This window comes from Acinetobacter sp. Swhac1, from assembly GCF_013390985.1.
Classification (GTDB): Bacteria; Pseudomonadota; Gammaproteobacteria; order Pseudomonadales; family Moraxellaceae; genus Acinetobacter; species Acinetobacter towneri.
On the sequence record NZ_JACASN010000003.1, the window covers coordinates 127,561 to 145,635 of the forward strand.

14 protein-coding genes, 3 pseudogenes and 1 other annotated feature are annotated in these 18,075 nt (G+C 39.3%); of the genes and pseudogenes, 11 read left to right on the forward strand and 6 right to left on the reverse strand.

Annotation, left to right across the window (positions count from 1 at the left end; translation table 11 throughout):
• Positions 1-66: 66 nt before the first annotated feature.
• From HX743_RS02485 to HX743_RS02505, 5 genes and pseudogenes are all read left to right on the forward strand, one after another.
• Positions 67-2,232: a malate synthase G gene (locus HX743_RS02485; protein WP_096901411.1), complete on the forward strand. Its 2,166-nt coding sequence runs from the start codon at positions 67-69 to the stop codon at positions 2,230-2,232.
• Between the two features lie 199 nt (positions 2,233-2,431).
• A pseudogene (locus tag HX743_RS02490) lies at positions 2,432-2,884 on the forward strand (aldehyde dehydrogenase family protein); the annotation flags it as partial.
• Positions 2,885-2,935: 51 nt separating this feature from the next.
• A pseudogene (locus HX743_RS02495) lies at positions 2,936-4,169 on the forward strand (IS3 family transposase).
• Positions 3,211-3,327, forward strand: a sequence feature (AL1L pseudoknot). It overlaps the preceding pseudogene by 117 nt.
• A gap of 38 nt (positions 4,170-4,207) precedes the next feature.
• Positions 4,208-5,200, forward strand: a pseudogene (locus HX743_RS02500) (aldehyde dehydrogenase family protein); the annotation flags it as partial.
• Positions 5,201-5,315: 115 nt separating this feature from the next.
• Positions 5,316-5,993 (forward strand): SOS response-associated peptidase family protein, encoded by a 678-nt coding sequence (locus HX743_RS02505; protein ID WP_096901413.1) that lies wholly within the window; start codon positions 5,316-5,318, stop codon positions 5,991-5,993.
• 54 nt (positions 5,994-6,047) lie between these two features.
• Here the strand turns inward: HX743_RS02505 and HX743_RS02510 are convergent, their stop codons facing one another.
• Entirely contained in the window at positions 6,048-6,512 is a 465-nt protein-coding gene (locus HX743_RS02510) for a MarR family winged helix-turn-helix transcriptional regulator (RefSeq protein WP_004976754.1), read from the reverse strand.
• A 778-nt stretch (positions 6,513-7,290) separates the two neighbouring features.
• On the opposite strand from HX743_RS02510, the gene HX743_RS02515 reads away from it, so the two are divergent.
• A complete protein-coding gene (locus HX743_RS02515; RefSeq protein WP_178318420.1) occupies positions 7,291-8,814 on the forward strand; it encodes a TerC family protein in 1,524 nt (507 codons plus the stop codon).
• A 274-nt stretch (positions 8,815-9,088) separates the two neighbouring features.
• Here the strand turns inward: HX743_RS02515 and HX743_RS02520 are convergent, their stop codons facing one another.
• Entirely contained in the window at positions 9,089-9,949 is an 861-nt protein-coding gene (locus tag HX743_RS02520) for an alpha/beta fold hydrolase (protein WP_178318421.1), read from the reverse strand.
• Between the two features lie 142 nt (positions 9,950-10,091).
• Here HX743_RS02520 and HX743_RS02525 point away from each other — a divergent pair, with 142 nt between their 5' ends.
• A complete protein-coding gene (locus HX743_RS02525) occupies positions 10,092-10,544 on the forward strand; it encodes a hypothetical protein (protein ID WP_019836508.1) in 453 nt (150 codons plus the stop codon).
• A gap of 168 nt (positions 10,545-10,712) precedes the next feature.
• Here the strand turns inward: HX743_RS02525 and HX743_RS02530 are convergent, their stop codons facing one another.
• Entirely contained in the window at positions 10,713-10,949 is a 237-nt protein-coding gene (locus HX743_RS02530; RefSeq protein WP_070154559.1) for a hypothetical protein, read from the reverse strand.
• 568 nt (positions 10,950-11,517) lie between these two features.
• On the reverse strand, positions 11,518-12,810 hold the full coding sequence (brnQ, locus tag HX743_RS02535) for a branched-chain amino acid transport system II carrier protein (protein WP_178318422.1): 1,293 nt from the start codon (positions 12,808-12,810) through the stop codon (positions 11,518-11,520).
• A 366-nt stretch (positions 12,811-13,176) separates the two neighbouring features.
• On the opposite strand from brnQ, the gene HX743_RS02540 reads away from it, so the two are divergent.
• From HX743_RS02540 to map, 3 genes are all read left to right on the forward strand, one after another.
• Positions 13,177-13,791 carry an IS607 family transposase gene (locus tag HX743_RS02540; protein ID WP_004976741.1) on the forward strand — a complete coding sequence of 205 codons (615 nt, stop codon included), beginning with the start codon at positions 13,177-13,179 and terminating at the stop codon, positions 13,789-13,791.
• Positions 13,788-14,945, forward strand: a complete 1,158-nt coding sequence (locus HX743_RS02545; RefSeq protein ID WP_178318423.1) for an RNA-guided endonuclease TnpB family protein — start codon at positions 13,788-13,790, stop codon at positions 14,943-14,945. The genes HX743_RS02540 and HX743_RS02545 overlap by 4 nt, the downstream gene beginning before the upstream one ends.
• Before the next feature lie 178 nt (positions 14,946-15,123).
• Positions 15,124-15,918 (forward strand): type I methionyl aminopeptidase, encoded by a 795-nt coding sequence (gene map, locus HX743_RS02550; RefSeq protein ID WP_178318424.1) that lies wholly within the window; start codon positions 15,124-15,126, stop codon positions 15,916-15,918.
• Between the two features lie 223 nt (positions 15,919-16,141).
• Here the strand turns inward: map and HX743_RS02555 are convergent, their stop codons facing one another.
• Both HX743_RS02555 and HX743_RS02560 read right to left on the reverse strand, forming a co-directional pair.
• The gene (locus tag HX743_RS02555; RefSeq protein WP_004976726.1) at positions 16,142-17,041 is read right to left on the reverse strand and encodes a LysR substrate-binding domain-containing protein; all 900 of its coding nucleotides are present in this window, start codon (positions 17,039-17,041) and stop codon (positions 16,142-16,144) included.
• Between the two features lie 74 nt (positions 17,042-17,115).
• Entirely contained in the window at positions 17,116-17,544 is a 429-nt protein-coding gene (locus HX743_RS02560; protein ID WP_004976725.1) for an HD domain-containing protein, read from the reverse strand.
• Positions 17,545-17,664: 120 nt separating this feature from the next.
• Here HX743_RS02560 and HX743_RS02565 point away from each other — a divergent pair, with 120 nt between their 5' ends.
• A complete protein-coding gene (locus HX743_RS02565; RefSeq protein ID WP_004976724.1) occupies positions 17,665-17,994 on the forward strand; it encodes a hypothetical protein in 330 nt (109 codons plus the stop codon).
• Positions 17,995-18,075: the final 81 nt, after the last annotated feature.

The window sequence follows — 18,075 nt, forward strand, 5'->3', positions numbered from 1 at the left end:
TTCAGCTAAATATAAATCAGTATACTAGAATCTCTTGTATAAAAAGTAGCAATATCAGGAAAGACAATGACTGCACGTATTCAAAAAGGCAAGTTAGCGATTGCTAAAGAACTTTACGATTTCATCGAAAATGAAGCATTACCAGGTTCTGGTTTGGACAGTGATACATACTGGAAAAACTTTGAGCAAGTCGTTGTCGATCTTAGCCCTAAGAACAAAACATTACTCGCAAAGCGTGATGAGCTTCAGGCTAAAATTGATGAATGGCACCGCAATAATACATTTGAATTAGAAGCTTACAAAGCTTTCTTGACTGAAATTGGCTACTTATTACCAGAAGTAGAAGATTTTCAAATTACCACCGAAAATGTTGATGAAGAAATCGCATTATTGGCTGGTCCACAGCTCGTAGTACCTGTACGTAACGCACGTTATTGCTTGAACGCAGCAAACGCACGTTGGGGTTCGTTATATGACGCACTTTACGGTTTTGACGTTATTTCTGAAGAAAATGGCGCAGAAAAAGGTAAAGGCTACAACCCAGTTCGTGGTGAAAAAGTAATTGCATTCGCGAAAAACTTCTTAAATGAAACTTTCCCATTGGCGCAAGGTTCACATGCCGACGCGACTCAATATGCTGTAGAAGCAAACAAACTTGTTGTTCGCCTAAAAGATGGTTCTACAACAACTGTTGCGGATAGCTCTAAATTCGTTGGTTACAATGGCGAAGCTTCTGCACCAACTGAAATCGTACTGAAAAATAACGGCCTGCACGCAATCATCCAGATTGATGCAAACAGCCCAATTGGACAGACAGATGCAGCTGGCGTGAAAGATGTTGTGCTTGAAGCGGCTGTAACGACGATTCAAGACTTGGAAGACTCTGTTGCAGCAGTTGATGCTGAAGAAAAAGTTGAAGGCTACCGTAACTGGTTAGGCTTGATGAAAGGTACGCTTGAAGAGTCTATCGAGAAAAATGGCAAGACCATTACCCGTAAACTAAATGCTGACCGCACCTTCAAAAATGTTGAAGGCGGTGAGACCAAGGTTCATGGCCGTTCATTGATGCTGCTTCGTAACGTGGGTCACTTGATGACAAACCCGGCGATCCTTGTAGATGGCGAAGAAATTTATGAAGGCATCATGGATGCATTGGTCACTCCATTGCTTTCTGTGGCTGATATCCGTGGTGAGAACACGATCAAGAACTCACGTACCGGTTCTATGTATATCGTTAAGCCAAAAATGCACGGTCCAGAAGAAGTAGCATTTGCGGTTGAGCTGTTTGAACGTGCTGAACAAGCGCTTGGCTTACCTGCTAAAACCCTGAAAATCGGTATCATGGATGAAGAGCGTCGTACCTCTGTTAACCTGAAAAACTGTATTGCTCAGGCGAAAGACCGTACCATCTTTATTAACACCGGTTTCATGGATCGTACAGGTGATGAAATCCATACCTTCATGGAAGCAGGTCCATTTGTTCGTAAAGGCGAAATCAAAGGCCAAAAATGGTTCCCAGCTTACGAAAACCGTAACGTCATGGTAGGTCTACAAACAGGTCTACGTGGTAAAGCACAGATTGGTAAAGGCATGTGGCCAAAACCAGACATGCTGTTAGACATGTACAAAACCAAGACTGAACATCCTGAAGCAGGCGCAAGCTGTGCATGGGTTCCGTCTCCAACAGGTGCAGTGATTCACGCGATTCACTACCATCAAATTAATGTAGCAAACCGTCAGCAAGAATTGCTTGCAACTGAAGCATTGCCTTTAGATGATTTGTTAACTCCACCTCTTGCAACTGATACCAACTGGTCTGAAGAAGAGAAACTAAAAGAACTGGAAAATAACTGCCAAGGTATCTTGGGTTATGTCGTTCGTTGGGTTGATCTGGGTGTAGGTTGTTCTAAAGTTCCAGACATCAATGATGTGGGCCTGATGGAAGACCGTGCAACTTTACGTATTTCTTCTCAGCACGTTGCCAACTGGTTACGTCACGGAATTGTAACGCGTGAACAGGTTGAGGAAGTAATGCAGCGCATGGCGAAAATTGTAGATCAACAAAATGCTGATGATCCACTATACACGCCTATGTCTAACGACTTTGCTAATAACATTGCATTCCAAGCTGCATCTGACTTGATCTTCAAAGGTGGCGAGCAACCTTCTGGTTACACAGAGCCACTTTTACACGCAGCGCGTTTAAAGTTAAAAGGTTATACAGGTGATTAATCCTTTAGGATTTGATTTACTGATTGTGTAATACAAACAAATGAGCCTCTTCGGAGGCTTTTTTGTTGCCTGTATTTTGCTTATGGTTTTTTGAAAATTTTGCAGCTGAATAGTTACAGGATGTACTTGCTGCTAGAAAAACATCAAGCTGCGGAGTAGAGTGAAAGTCATATATAAAAAGTAGCGCAAGGACAAATACATGCCAGCATATCAAGATTTGAATCAACAATTTATTGGCGGCAAGTGGTCGGTTGGGACATCTACTAAAACCATTCCAAACTTGAATCCATATCATCAAACTACAATTTTTGAGATGCAGGGCGCCAGCGTGGTAGATGTTGATAGTGCCTATAGTACAGCGCAAAAAGCTTTTGATGAACAATTGATTCAATCCACAAGTCTGCGTCAATACATCATTAATAACTTAGAGCAAGTCATTCAGCAACGACGCGAAGAAATTATCCAGTGGCTGATTGATGAGTCGGGCAGTACCCGTTTAAAAGCCAATATCGAAGTCGATGCTGCTTTAGGGATTATTCAAGAAGCTGCACAATTTCCCGAGCAAATGACCACGACGCAACTGGAAAGCAAAGATCCGAAAGTCCGTAGTGTTGTTTTGCGTAAACCTTTGGGTGTTATTGCTGTGATCAGTCTGAACCGTACCGGGTTTGTCGGAGAGTCAATATTCTGAGAGACTATCCCGATGACAAAATTAAAATATACCCCTGAAATCAGAGAAAGAGCGGTTCAATTATTGATTGAATCTGAAAAAGATTATCCATCGAATTGGGCTGCGATCACCGCTATTGCTCCCAAGATAGGTTGTACTCCTGAAACACTACGTGTTTGGTATCAAAAATATTTAGATAAACAAAATCCAGTTAAAGTACAGCAGCTTTCAGACCAAGAACGTATCAAACAACTCGAACGCGAAAATAAAGAACTGCAACGCGCCAATGAGATTCTACGTAAAGCAGCCGCTTTTTTCGCCCAGGCGGAGCTCGACCGCCCACACAAATAATGGTGGATTTTATCCATAACAATAAAGATCGATATGGTGTTGATGCGATTTGTAGGATTTTACCGATCGCAGCTTCAACCTATTACCGAACTTTAGATCTCGCTGACAATCCAGAACATCGAGCGAAACGAGATCTACATGATGAGCATCATGCTGAACAAATTCAACGAATTTGGAAAGAAAGTTCAGGTCGATATGGTGTGCGTAAGGTCTGGCAACAATTGAAACGTGAAGGTTATGTTATCGCACGTTGTACAGTTGCTCGATTGATGCAGAAGCTAGCTATACAAGGTGTTTGGCGTGGTAAGAATAAACAAACCACCCGTAGCCGAGATGATCAAAAAAGAGCAGATGATTTAGTGAAACGTAATTTTAATGCTGATCATCCTGACCCTTGCGAAGCAGTGCTTCTCAGGTGAGTGACTTTACGTATATTCAAACTCATTCAGGCTGGGTCTATACCGCCTTTATTATTGATGTGTTCTCACGAGCAATTGTTGGATGGAAAGTATCTACACGGATGAATACAGATATGGTGCTCGATGCACTTGAGCAAGCATTGCACGATCGAGGCATGCCAAAGAATGTGATTCATCATTCCGATAGAGGTGTTCAATATCTTTCTATTCGCTATACCAATCGTTTAGAAGCTGCAAATTTACGAGCATCAGTCGGTACGACTGGTGATTCATACGATAATGCTTTGGCTGAAACGGTGAATGGCTTATACAAAACAGAGGTGATTGAATATTTAAAAGCAGATTGGCAAGGTTTAGCAGATGTACAACTTGCGACACTAAACTGGGTAGATTGGTTCAATAAAAAGCGTGTACACAGTGCACTGGGTTATGTATCGCCTTTTGAGTTTGAAGCAATGTACTATGATAAGATTAACCCGTTAGGTCAGGTGGCCTAACTTAAATAAAAAAGTCTCCGACAAACCCGGTACGGTTCAGTCCGTGGAATTTCCCTTTCCATTTGTCTATGCGTTCAGTGGTTACAGCGATTGCTTGTGGTAATAGTGTAGTGCTCAAACCTGCCAGTGATACGCCAGTCACAGGTGGAACTATACTCGGTAAACTGTTCGAAGAAGCAGACTTGCCTGCAGGCGTACTCAATGTGGTGGCGGGTGCGAGTCGTGAAATTGGTGATTACTTTGTTGAGCATGCAACTCCTAAAATGATTTCATTTACAGGCTCTACAGAAGTTGGACAGCATGTAGGGCAACTGGCCGTTGCGGGTGAGCATTTAAAACGTGTCGCCTTAGAACTCGGTGGCAATGCACCTTTAGTCATTTTGGATGATGCAGATATAGATTTGGCCGTAGAACTAACTGTGATGGGGCGCTTTTTGCATCAAGGTCAAATTTGCATGAGTACCAATCGGGTCATTGTCGATCAGTCTATTTATGCAGCCTATCTTGAAAAATTGTTAGCAAGTGTGTCGCAATTAGTAGTAGGTGATCCGAATAAAAATGACACCTTGATTGGGCCAATTATTAATGCAGAACAGGTGAAAAAGCATCAGCATATTATTCAAAAAGCACAGGCGCAGGGTGCAGAATTGGTTTATGCGGGCGGGGTTACGGGGAACTTAGTTGCACCACATGTTTTTGTGAATGTCGCTGCCGATTCAGAAATTGTACAAAATGAAAGTTTTGGACCTATTTTACCGATTCTCAAAGCAGCAGATACCGCACATGCCTTACAGTTAGCGAACGATACACGCTATGGTTTATCTGCTGCTGTATGCACTACAAATGTAGAACGCGGTGCAGAATTTGCAGCACAGTTTGATGTTGGAATGACACATATTAATGGTATTACCGTTGCCGATCATGCCAATGCACCGTTTGGTGGTGAGAAAAACTCAGGCTTAGGTCGTTTTAATGGGCGCTGGATATTTGAAGAATTTACCCGCACGCATTGGCTGACATTGCCAGCTTAACGGTAATTATTTGTCCTGCGTTTTGTTTGAGTAAGAAGGAATGCGTGGGTGCGCACTTACTGTTCATGATCAAAACGCATAATATAGTGCGTGTGTCTAATCATCCAATTTGTATATGTGTGCCAATTTTAAACCAATAAGCATAGCGCAATTATCTGCATTAGGTCTGCCTGAAATTCCGTTTGAATATGCTGAAGAAGCGTATCCAAATTCGAGTGTGCCACTATTGTTTAAGTCTGAACAAGGTTTAGAGTGGCGCTCGGTGAATTTTGGCTTGATTCCCAAATGGGCGGAAGACAGAAGTATTGCGCAAAAAACCTATAATTGCCGTAACGAAACTTTATTAGAAAAACCAAGTTTTAGTGAAGCTGCTTATAAGTGTAAATTTGGCGCGATTGTTGTGTCAGAATTTTATGAATCCAAATATATAGACAGTAAACCGCAGCGTTGGGGGGTACGTCGTAAAGATGGACAGGCCTTTTTTATTGCAGCACTGTATGAAATTTGCCGTTTAAAGGATGGGCAAGGCACGGAAGAAATTGTCCGTTCTGCGAGTATGATTACCATGGACGCAATTGATCACGCGATGATGAAGGAATTTCATGAGCCTGGGCCAGTCAAACGTTCTGTTATTGTTATTCCACATGCACGTTTAGATGAATGGCTAAGTTTGAAAACACCGAACATACACAGCTTTGTGCAGGGCTTTCCTTTAGACGAGTTTGAGTGTTCACATGTACCAAAAGCAAAGATCGAAAAAGTAAGCCCCCAGCTTAATTTTTTCGATCTTTAAGTACATCTTGTGCTTATATAGGATAAGAACAGATGTGGAACAATAACGTGATGTTTAGCGTGCTAAATTATTAAAAATATGACGTAAACTTTCCATCATTTTTTCAATTTGTAGTGGAGTTAAACCATCAAATGACTGCTCTAAAACAACGCTAGTCAGATCATTAATTTTGTTGGTCATCTCATTACCTTTTTCAGTAAGCACGACACGAGTGATACGCGCATCATCATCACAAGAATAAGTTTCAACCAAACCTTCATCTTTTAAACGATAAACAATTTTAGTTGTAGTTGACATTTTTGACACCACCATGTCTGACAAATCAGACACACTCGCATGTGCTTTTGACCTTAATGCCAATAAAATACGACGGCGAGAATTATCTAAACCATACTTTTTAAGTGCCTGATCGACATTCTGTACATATTGAGCATGTACTTGTGTGACCCAATAATACGGAAATTGTTCAATATCATATTGGTCGGCGGATGGTAGAAATTTTGAATATTTCTTGGACATTGCATATTCCCTGCATTGTTTTAATTGTATTTTTGATATTTCACATTTTATGTGAAAACTCATGTGCTTAGCAAGATGCTTTCAGTGGCTAAAATTTGGTTGAAATCTGACGAAATATGATGAATCTCGATTTAGAAGCTGGCTTTGAAATGGCTATTTTTCCAAGCGCGTAGGCATTTGTTTAAGTTCAATCCATATTCATGTGTCATATCAATTAATCCTATAGTATTGTTTTAGTTGGGATTATTGGTGAATTATCCTGTTTTATAAGTTGAATTATCAATTTGACCATCAGCTTGAGCTGCATTTTAGTTAAAAAAATACATTTGTACACTTGGCTTTTAGGTGAAAGTGCGGGCTACTGCGCTGGATTTTACGGAAAATTTATAAAACTTGGTCTAATTTATTATAAATAATTATTGTTTATCATAATGTTAGACTTGTATAAAAGTGTAGATTGGTTTGGGGTTTCAATCTATGACTAATGGGTCTAAAAATACATTACAATTCATTTGACATATTCAATCCATTTTCACAGCATTTGTTTGGTTGTCATAGCTCTAAAAAAAACTAAGAATATGAAAAATAAAGTAAAAACCATCTTATAGATCATACGGTTTAGTTTTTTTTAAAAAAATTAAAAATATAATTACAAATGTTCAAGATTGTGCATAATTAAGCTATCTATTGCTAAAAAGGTTACTTTTATGGATCCGTCGCCGTGCGCAGGTCTACTTTATATCTCGATTTCTGCTAACTATCTCGGAGATATGAACTGATGGAGTTTTTATTAGATCCGGGAATATGGGTTGGTTTAATTACACTTATTATTCTAGAAATCGTATTAGGTATTGATAACCTAGTCTTTATTGCAATTCTTGCAGAAAAATTACCTCCAGAACAGCGTGATAAAGCCCGTGTCATTGGCTTATCTTTAGCGTTGCTTATGCGTTTAGGATTGTTATTTGCAATCTCTTGGTTGGTTACTTTAACCGAACCGTTAATTACCATATTTGAAAAAACCTTCTCAGGGCGTGACCTTATTCTTTTAGGAGGTGGTTTATTCCTCGTCTATAAGGCTGTAGGAGAACTGCATGATAAGATGGAAGGTAAACCCGAAGTCAAAGTCACGACCAATGTGGTTTATGCAGGTTTTACCGCAGTAGTTGTACAAATTATTATTTTAGATGCAGTTTTTTCTTTAGACTCAGTCATTACCGCAATTGGTATGGTCGACAACATCTATGTGATGATGGTTGCGATGGTGGTTGCAATGTTGGTGATGTTATTTGCATCTAAGCCATTAACTGCTTTTGTAAACCGTCATCCAACAGTGGTGATTCTGTGTTTAAGCTTCTTATTGTTAATTGGTATCAGCTTAATTGCAGAAGGTTTTGGTTTTCATATTCCTAAAGGCTATATCTATTCGGGTATTGGTGTTGCGATTGCAATTGAAGCATTTAACCAATTTGGTCAGCGCAATGCTGCAAAGCATGAAGCAAAAATTCCGTTACGTCACCGTACTGCAGATTCAATTTTAAAATTGATGGGTGGTCGAGTTGAAACCAGTAGCCCTGATATGCATAACGAAGCACAAGAAGCGTTTGCAGATGAAGAGCGCTACATGATTGGTGGTGTCTTAACATTGGCAGAGCGTTCAGTCGCATCAATTATGACGCCACGTAGCCAAATTTCATGGGTCAATATTGAAGATTCACCTGAACAAATTCGTGAACAGATTTTATCTGTACCACACAGCTTATTTCCAGTGTGTCGTGGTAGTTTGGATAAAGTCATTAGCATTGTACGTGCCAAAGAGCTGTTGGATGTCTTAGATGAAGAAGAAGAGCTCAAAGCTTTAATTAAACGCCAGCGTCCAATTTACATTTTTGAAAAAATGAAAGTGATTGATGCGATCAATACGTTGCGTACTTCTAAAGGTTCTTTGGTTTTAGTCAGTGATGAGTTTGGTAATGTTCAAGGTTTGATCTCGCCACTGGATGTGTTTGAAGCGATTGCAGGTGAATTCCCTGATGCAGACGAGCAGTTGGATTTGGTTAAAATCAATGACAATGAATGGAAAGCAACAGGTATGTTGGATTTATATCAGCTTGAACTTGAACTGGGTATGATGGATCTAATTGAAGAAGATGCGGGTTATATTAGTGTCGCAGGGTTGATTTTAGATAAAACCCAAGGCGAAGTTCAGGTAGGTACGCAGTTGGATTATCAAGGTGTGCACTTTGAAGTGACAGAACTTGATGACAACCGTATTAAAACTGTGTTGATTCGATTACGCTAATTGCTAAACATAAAAATCTATCATTTAAAAAGCTCTGCTGAAATGGTGGAGCTTTTTTTATGGCGCAATAAAAAGATGGTGATATTCCATTCTGAAAATTTGTATCAACAAAAAATCTGGATTTTAAAAGTTGAACATGAGCAGCGTTTAATATGGAATAAAAAGAAGCAACCAAATAGGATTACAAATTTGGTTGCTTAAACAGTGAAAAAACAAAAAGCGAGAAACTAAAACCACAAAATGTCTAATTTGTAGGTGACGTCATCACTGAAAATTAAACTTCCAATTGATTTGCAATCACATCCCATAAATTTTGATGTGATTTTTTAAACATTGCCATGTGTCCAATGGTTTTATGTTGATAACGCTCTGGTACGAGTTCAATCATACTGGTCGGTGCTTGAGGATAGAGACGCAGTAAATCTAGTACATTGGCTTTAGTGGCAATTTCATCATCCGAACTCCAAATAGAAGTAATTGGGCAGCGAATATCATCGTGATAATGCTCTGTAACTGTTTTACCAACGGCATTGATCACATAACCAGTCTTGCTACAAAATTGTGCCCATTGTCGAGCCACATTTTTAGGTAAGTTTTCCCCCATACCAATCGCATTGGTTGGACCATAACCATGTGTAATTCTAGCAAGGGGGAAAATAAGATTAAACATCACTGGAGCTAGAAGGCGCGTACGACCTTTCAAACCTTTTGTGTGGCCTGTAGAGCCAGATACAGCGACTACTTTTGCCACTTTATGATATTCAGGATTAATCCCTAGTAATTGTCCGCCTGCACTATGTCCCAATAAAACGACCTGTTCGGCTTGTGTTTTTTGCAGTAAAGTATTGACTGCTGCAGGAATATCCAACTGCCCCCAATCAACAATGCTGGCTTCACATTGTTTTAATGGTTCATGCAATGAATCACCAATACCACGAAAATCAAAACACAGCACAGCATAGCCTTGTTCATTTAACCATGTGGCAAAAGCGTGATAAAAACTTTTGGTAATGCCTGTCGCGGGGCAAATCAAGACAGGTAGACGCTGTGCTTGCGTATATTGATTTGGATAATAACGGGCAGCTAGGGTATAACCATCTGCACAAATAATATTTAAGCTTTCAAAAGTGCTCATAATGTTTTTAAAAATGATAAGAATAAATTTAATTTACACGAGTTCTAAAAAGAAACTTGAGTTAATTCTGACTCTAAAGTCAAGCAGAGTGGTCTGTGAGTGTAGTTAAATAACCGCACGAAAAATAAAAAGAGTGTTTAGCATGGAAAGTTTATCTTTGGCAGTGCGCCTTGCGATTATCTTTAGTGGCATATTTTTGTGGGTGGGGATACTTACAGGCGTGTGGAAATATTGGCAAATTCGTGCTTCTGCCCAAGCGCGTGCGCATTATTATGTGGATATTGCACATCGCAGTAGCTTGTTATATGCGCCTGCGAGTTTAATTTTAGCGGTCTTGGCTTATTTTTGTATTTGGGATACGACTATTATTTTAATTTGTGTCATTCTAAATTTAGCATTTTTCAGTTTTTCTATTCTGAGTTATATCTTGCATGGATTGCTCAAAGACACCACCAATCAATTTAAACAACCGCATCAAATTGCAGCATGGACGTTACCAAGTTGGTGCATGAGTTTGGTAATGCTGTTATTAATTATGGCTGAATTGGGCGGGACGAGTGTGTTATTGCTCGGTGCAATCTACGGATTGTTGTAATTCTAATTGCTCAGTTTAATTTTTCTTAGGGGAGGGAGAAGATTTTCAGATGTTTACCGTTAAGTGGTGAGTAGAATCTATTTGATGAGTTTGGCGGCAGAGGAGTGATCCATCTGCCGCAAAGTGAAAGTGAAAAAAAGCTAAAATGAATGGGTGTTCGGGTAAAAATTAATGAATTTCTACGTTTTTATGTTTACGAAACTTTTGGTCAATAGATGTCCAAATCGCAAAGGCTATACATACCAATAAGGCATATAAAAAATAGGTTGGTTTCAAATTGCCTTGAATTGAGCCTTGTAGCAATAGGGTCAGCATTAGTGCAAAAGTGGTGCTTAAAAAAGTAACTAGATTGTGGTTAGCCTTCAGAGCGTTAATGAAGACTTGCGTAGTGAAATGTGAAAACATCTCCATCCCTCCTTATTATAAATTACTAAAATCAGAGCGTTTTAGTCAGATTGGTTATATTGTTCTACCTTATTTTGGAAACTATTTCAAGTCCTTATAATCATATTTTGATAAAAAACATCATTTCTGTAAGAAATATCACTATTTACTATCATTTATATAAAAAATAATAAAAATTAGCGCGTTTTTTAAGTCATATAAATAACATTACAATGGTACTAGCATATTTTATGCCAGCTATTTTTGAAGGCGACTATACGACTTTAGCGTTAATTTGAGATGTGTTTAAGATTGGTGAATGATTCATTTTGTTTTATTTTTTATTGAAAATATTTTAATTTCAATTCTTTATTATTCCTAAAGATTAATGGAATGTGTTCTGATCCTTGCTGATAAATTGTAAAAAGAAAACAGCTTTGGTCAAAAAAACAATAAGTGTGGGTTTGGGTAAAACCTGACAATTATTGTCTAACTTAAATTCGTATTTGGATAAAACACGCCTTTAATACAATGCAGCTTCAAAATAGAGCGCAACTTGAAAACATACCTAGCTCGAGATGCGTAATGGTTATTTTTTCATTCGATCACGAATTGCAGCAAATATAAAAATCAGCAATGCAGGAAACAACCAAGCGAGGTTTTGTTCGCTCAGCGGTAAATTGGTCAGTGAGGTCGGCAAAAATCTGGCTAAGTCTGCAGCCTTCATTGCATCAATGATGCCAAAGAGCAATGCAACTGCGGCAGTAGGTGCAATCACACGAGTTGGAATACGGAACAATCCCCAGAAAAAGCTGAGTAGAATGACCACAATTGCAGGTGGATAAATCGCGCTTAAAATAGGCACTGAAACTGCAATGAGTTTGGTGAGTCCAAGATTGGAAATAACAAAGGCAAAGCCCACTAAAATAAATACCCAACGGCGATAATGAATTTTAGTAATTTGCTCAAAATATCCAGCACATGCGCATGTCAGTCCAATTGCCGTAACCATGCAGGCAATAAAAATCATTGCAGCTAAAAATACCGAGCCAAATCCGCCAAAAGCATGTTGCACATAGGCATGTAAAATGACTGCACCATTACTGGCATTGGCGGCAACATCGTGACTGCCCATCCCCAGTTTAAATAGGCTTAGATAAACTAAAGTTAAACCGATCCCTGAAATTAAACTTGCCCATACCGCATAGCGGGTGATGAGTTTTTTATCAGTTACGCCACGTGAACGAATCGCATTAATAATCACAATCCCGAATACCAATGCACCTAAGGTATCCATAGTGAGATAACCGTTAATAAAGCCTTCAGATACAGGACTGTTCACATAATTGTGAATGGCAGGTGAAATTGTACCTGTCGGAATAATAAATGCAGTGATGCCTAAAATTAGTAATGACAGAATTTTAAGCGGGGAAAGTACATAGCCCACTGTATCTAAAATTTTGTGTGGATACAGTGAAACTAACATCACCAAGGCAAAATAGATGGCGCTATAAATGAATAAGGTACTCGCGGAATCGCCAAAATAGGCAGAGAAACCAATTTCATAAGATACGGTAGCGGTACGTGGTGTGGCGAAAAGCGGGCCAACCGCTAAATAACAGACGACTGTTAAAATTAAGCTCGCGATTTTGCCTAAAGGCGAACTTAAAATTTGTATAGAACCTTCGACACGTGACAACGCCATAATGGTAATCACGGGTAAGCCAACTGCGGTAATGAGAAAACCGAGCGCAGCAAGCCAGACGTGTTCGCCCGCTTGCTGTGCCACGATAGGTGGGAAAATAATATTACCTGCACCAATAAACAGCGCAAAGGTCATAAAACCCAAGGCAATAATATCCCGTGTGCGTAAATTCGTCATGGGAGAGAAATAAGATGTAAACAAAAGAAAGCGATTTTAGTAGATCGAGCTATGATTTTCTAATTTATTTTATAGGTCATATGAATATTTTTTATGATATGTGTTTGTAGGCTATTTTAATCTTCACTATAAAAATTAAATAACTTACTGTTTATCTGATGTATTTTTGAAAAATGCTGATCCCACATAGTATAGATGGCTTATCTAGTATAAGTTTTGGTTGCTATTTTAAATGCGCAGTTCTTAAACAAAACTGTTGGTCGCATGACGATGGATACTTGTTTGGCAGCTTGAGCTGATTTTACAAGCCGAAAGGGTTAATAACTGCTAGTTGAAATCTACCTATTTCTATTTTATTATATACAAATGAGTAGATATGTTAGTATTGGCGTTGCAGCTAAAACACTGGGTGTTTCCATCCAAACCCTAAGAAGATGGGATGAGGAAGGCACTTTAGTCGCAGATAGAACCCCAAAAAATCACAGACGTTACGATCTAAGCAAGATCACACCTGAACTTATCCATGATCTATCAATTCAGAACAGCCGAAAAACTATTGCTTATGCAAGAGTATCTAGTCACGATCAAAAGGCTGATCTTGAGCGACAAAAACAAGTTTTGGAAATGTACTGTGCCAAGCAGGGATGGACATTTGAGATTATTAGTGATTTAGGCTCAGGGATGAATTATCACAAAAAAGGGCTTAAGGCTCTTTTGGATGGAATTATTAATAATGAAATTGGTCGATTGGTTTTAACCCACAAAGATCGATTATTACGTTTTGGTGCTGAATTGGTTTTTGCTTTATGTGAAGCTCGGAATGTTGAAATTGTAATTATTAATCAGGGTGAAAATTTGAGTTTTGAGGAGGAACTGTCTCAAGATGTCCTGGAAATTATCACTGTATTTTCAGCACGATTATATGGAAGCCGAAGTAAAAAGAACCAAAAGCTAATACAGGTGGTCAAGGAAGCACTATGAGTCGATTTATACGAGGGCATATCATTGAATTGATGCCCAATAATAAACAAGCAAGCCATTTTGCTCAGGCAAGTGGTGTTGCTCGTTTGTCGTATAATTGGGCTTTAAGAGAGTGGCAGCGACAATACAAGGCTGATAAGGAATATCGAGATCAGTGTGAGTATTATGATGTTGCGGTGAATGAAATGCTTCTTAATAGACCTAAAGAGAGTAAATTAAGAAAGCACCTAAACACTTTTAAATTTGAAAAATATCCTTTCATGAAGAAAGTGACTAAGTGCGCACCACAGTTGGCGATTAAGCAGTTGGGTAGTGCTTTTGATAGATTTTTTAACGGCAAATCAGGATACCCCAAGCCAAGAAAAAAAGGCAAGGATGACCGTTTTTCATTATCAAATGATCAATTTAGCGTAAAGGGTCGGTCTATTAAAATCCCTAATTTGGGTTGGGTGAAAATGACTGAGAATCTGCGCTATAAGGGTAAAATTCTCTCGGCCAAAATATTTAAACAAGGTGGTAAGTGGTTTGTATCAATCGCTGTCGAACTCACCCAGATCGAAAAGCTTAAACCGAAAACAGGTTTAAGTATCGGTGTTGATTTGGGTGTCTCTAATCTTGCCACCCTTTCAAATGGTGAGGTTATTCCTTCTAACGCACCACTTAAAAGACAGCTTGCAAAACTAAGGCGACTCAACAAGTCTTTTAGTCGTAAGAAAAAAGGTAGTCAGAATCGAGAAAAAGCAAAAGCCAAGCTATCTCGCCTGCACTATAAAATTGCCTGTCTACGCAAGAATAATCTTCATCAAGTCACAACGGATTTGGTAACACGTTTTGATGTGATTGCGATTGAAGATTTGAATGTTAAAGGCATGTTGAGGAATCGTAAACTCGCAAGAGCTATATCCGATATGGGTTTTTATGAGTTTAAAAGGCAGTTGATTTATAAAGCCAAACAGCATGGAAAATCGGTACTTTCGGTTGGTCGATTCTTCCCAAGTAGTAAAATGTGTTCGTGCTGTGGTGAATTAAATCAATCTCTCACACTTTCTGCGCGAGAGTGGAAGTGCTCAGTTTGCCAAACCATCCAAAATCGTGATGTTAATGCATCAATTAATATCCTGCGATATGCGGATAAAGATTTAATCACTGCATAAGTGGTGATTAAGGCGGTGAGTTACACCGTGACAGCCTATGGAATTGAGGTAATCCCTAAAGCAAATGTTTTAGGTTCTTGATGGTGAAGTAGGAATTAAACATCAAACCCACATTGAGTAGGTTTGAGTGGGTTTTAAATAACGGCTATAATCTCAGGCTTCAGGTCAGGAGTTCATCATGCGCGCCCTTAAAGTCAGCATTAAATCAGAGCAAGATATTGAGAAATTACGCATTTCGGGGCGTTTGGCTGCTCAGGTGTTGCAGATGATTGGCGAGCATGTCAAACCCAGAGTCACGACAGAATACTTAGATGATTTGTGTCACGATTATATTGTAAATACCTTAAAAGTCATTCCTGCCAATGTGGGCTATCACGGTTATACCAAAACCACCTGTATTTCACCCAATGAAGTGGTCTGTCATGGTATTCCATCATCCAAAACCATTTTAAAAGATGGCGACATTATTAATATTGATGTGGCAGTGATTAAAGATGGTTTTTATGGTGATACCAGTCGTATGTACTATGTGGGTCAGGTGAAACCAGAAGCGAAAAAACTGGTCGATACCACTTATGAGGCGATGCGCGCAGGGATTCATGCGGTGAAACCGGGCGCGACTTTGGGCGATATTGGCTATGCCATTCAAAGTGTGGCGCATCGTGAAGGGTTTAGCATTGTGCGTGAATATTGCGGACATGGTATTGGGCAGGTGTATCACGAACAACCAAGTGTGCTGCATTATGGTCAGCCTGGACAAGGCTTGGTGCTTAAAAAAGGCATGGTATTTACCATTGAGCCAATGGTGAATGCGGGCAAAGCGCGTGTGAAAGAACTGAAAGATGGTTGGACGGTGGTGACGACAGATAAATCACTTTCTGCACAATGGGAACACATGGTTGCTGTGACTGATACAGGCTTTGAAGTGTTATCGCCGTGGCCAGAAGGTACGGGGAGTTATCCTGAAATTTAATGCACGAATGCTTTCAGGTTAAGACTGATAGATAAAACATCTTAGACTTTAGTTTTAAACTATTTGTTAAAAAATGAACAATCGCTATAATTGAAGTCAAAGATACTTGCTGTAGTTTCTTTGTTTTAGCTTTCTTATTTTAGATTGTAGTTTTCAAAGCTTATCTGTCTTAGATAAGCTTTTTTTTTGCTGTTTCGTATCTGAAATCAAAAGATCCTATGTGCTAACGAATGGTTAGCTTTTCGACCAAATAGTCGATAAATACACGTACAGCAGGTAATAAACCACGGCGTGATGGATAGACGGCATGGAAAATACCATGCGGTGCGTGCCAGTCGGGTAAAACACGAACCAATTCACCCGATGCAACATAATCTTCAACAATCGTGTCAGGCAACAACACAATGCCACAATTTTGTCGTGCCAATTGCGCTAGCATCATTAAATCTGAACCCATGACTGTAGGGTTGACCTTAATTTTTTTCGGTTGCTGTTGTTGATCATGCACAACCATGTATTGATCTAAATGCTCATCCGACATGCTTAAAATTTTATGATGACTTAAATCTTCAGGTTTTTTCAAATCGCCAAATTCATTCAAATAAGCCTGACTGGCAAATAGATGTTGTTCGATGTTGCTGAATTTGCGAATCACCAAACTTGGATCATCATCTAAATTTGAGCGGACACGCAGGGCAATGTCGATCCCTTCGTTGACGATATCGACACGACGGTTGCTGACAATTAGCTGTACTTTAATTTCAGGGTAGGCTTTCAAAAACTCAGGCAAGATTTTGGCAATTTCATTTTGTGCAATTGAAACAGGTAAGCTGACTTTAATTACACCACGCGGTTGAATACTTAGGTGATCGACCAAGTCGTGCGCGGCTTGGGCAGCATTCATCATTACTTGCGCATGCCGATACACATTCATACCAATTTCTGTGACCGCAAAATGACGTGAGCTGCGCTGAATTAAACGCACACCTAAGCGTTCTTCTAGGTTGTGTACGCGTCGGCTAAGTTTGGATTTTGGAATATCGGTGGCGCGTTCTGCTGCACTAAATCCACCATGTTCGACCACTTGGGCAAAACAATAAAAATCATCCAAATCTGTAAGCATGACTAAATTCCATTTATGCAACAATACTTAAATTAAAGTGGCATCGTTGCATGTTGTCAATCTTTAATTGTGCTTTATTGCTGTGCTTTTTGCAGAATCTCTAAAACTTGTCGGTATTCTTCTAAACGGGCTAAATCACGTGCTGTAGGATTGGGAATCCGCGTTAAATTCATGTTGTCTTGCACATCTGCAATTTTTACAGCACAGGCAAGCGGGTTTTGTGCAGTACGCATAGCCGCTTGAACACGAGTTTCATGCGGCAGTTTGGTGAGCGCCTGAATTGCTTGAATAATATGCGTTTGAAATCCTAAATTTTGCAGGTCTTGTGCTGTGGTGTGGGTATCTTCAAGAATGTCGTGCAGTACAGCGACAATTTGCTGATCGGGCTGTTGTAATTGCAACATTACACGTAAGGGATGCAAAATATAAGGCTGACCGCCTTTATCTAGCTGCCCTGTATGTTGTTGTACTGCAAGTGTAATTGCATTTTCTAGAGTTGCCATAAGTATAATTAAAAAAATTTCTATAATTATAAGCCGTGCTTAGCGCAAAATATAGAAATTGCTTGTTATGATGCAAACAGATTTTATGTTTATCTATTTTACTATTGGTGATGCTGCTCTATGCCATATCAACTCATTGAACTGAATACGCCTGCGACTGAAAATTTGCTTTGCCCACATTGCCAACATGCTGTTATTGATTGGGCAGAAGAACAATATATTCAGCCTTGCGAGCATACTTTGTTTGTCGCAATGGATTTGGGTTTTGAATATGCCTCAGATGTATTTGAACAAAGCATGCCACGCAGTGTCGATGAAATTCATGCACATGATGATCAGTTGGATATGTGGCAAGAACTGACTTCAAGTCGTTATCCGCAATATTTGATTTATAAAACGGATTTAGGCGTGCAAGGTTTATCTCGCTATGTTGGATTTACCGCGGCTTAATTGCACTTAACTTAGAGAGTCTAAGATATAAAAATAGGGAAATTCAAAAGCTGAATTTCCCTATATTTTGATGGATTAGAT

Excerpts from the sequence above, each read along its gene's own strand:
- map (WP_178318424.1), top strand. The coding sequence starts at position 15,124 with ATGCGCGCCCTTAAAGTCAGCATTAAATCAGAGCAAGATATTGAGAAA.
- HX743_RS02485 (WP_096901411.1), top strand. The coding sequence starts at position 67 with ATGACTGCACGTATTCAAAAAGGCAAGTTAGCGATTGCTAAAGAACTT.
- HX743_RS02505 (WP_096901413.1), top strand. The coding sequence starts at position 5,316 with ATGTGTGCCAATTTTAAACCAATAAGCATAGCGCAATTATCTGCATTA.
- HX743_RS02540 (WP_004976741.1), top strand. The coding sequence starts at position 13,177 with ATGAGTAGATATGTTAGTATTGGCGTTGCAGCTAAAACACTGGGTGTT.
- brnQ (WP_178318422.1), bottom strand. The coding sequence starts at position 12,810 with ATGACGAATTTACGCACACGGGATATTATTGCCTTGGGTTTTATGACC.
- HX743_RS02555 (WP_004976726.1), bottom strand. The coding sequence starts at position 17,041 with ATGCTTACAGATTTGGATGATTTTTATTGTTTTGCCCAAGTGGTCGAA.
- HX743_RS02530 (WP_070154559.1), bottom strand. The coding sequence starts at position 10,949 with ATGTTTTCACATTTCACTACGCAAGTCTTCATTAACGCTCTGAAGGCT.
- HX743_RS02545 (WP_178318423.1), top strand. The coding sequence starts at position 13,788 with ATGAGTCGATTTATACGAGGGCATATCATTGAATTGATGCCCAATAAT.
- HX743_RS02515 (WP_178318420.1), top strand. The coding sequence starts at position 7,291 with ATGGAGTTTTTATTAGATCCGGGAATATGGGTTGGTTTAATTACACTT.
- HX743_RS02525 (WP_019836508.1), top strand. The coding sequence starts at position 10,092 with ATGGAAAGTTTATCTTTGGCAGTGCGCCTTGCGATTATCTTTAGTGGC.
- HX743_RS02520 (WP_178318421.1), bottom strand. The coding sequence starts at position 9,949 with ATGAGCACTTTTGAAAGCTTAAATATTATTTGTGCAGATGGTTATACC.
- HX743_RS02560 (WP_004976725.1), bottom strand. The coding sequence starts at position 17,544 with ATGGCAACTCTAGAAAATGCAATTACACTTGCAGTACAACAACATACA.
- HX743_RS02565 (WP_004976724.1), top strand. The coding sequence starts at position 17,665 with ATGCCATATCAACTCATTGAACTGAATACGCCTGCGACTGAAAATTTG.
- HX743_RS02510 (WP_004976754.1), bottom strand. The coding sequence starts at position 6,512 with ATGTCCAAGAAATATTCAAAATTTCTACCATCCGCCGACCAATATGAT.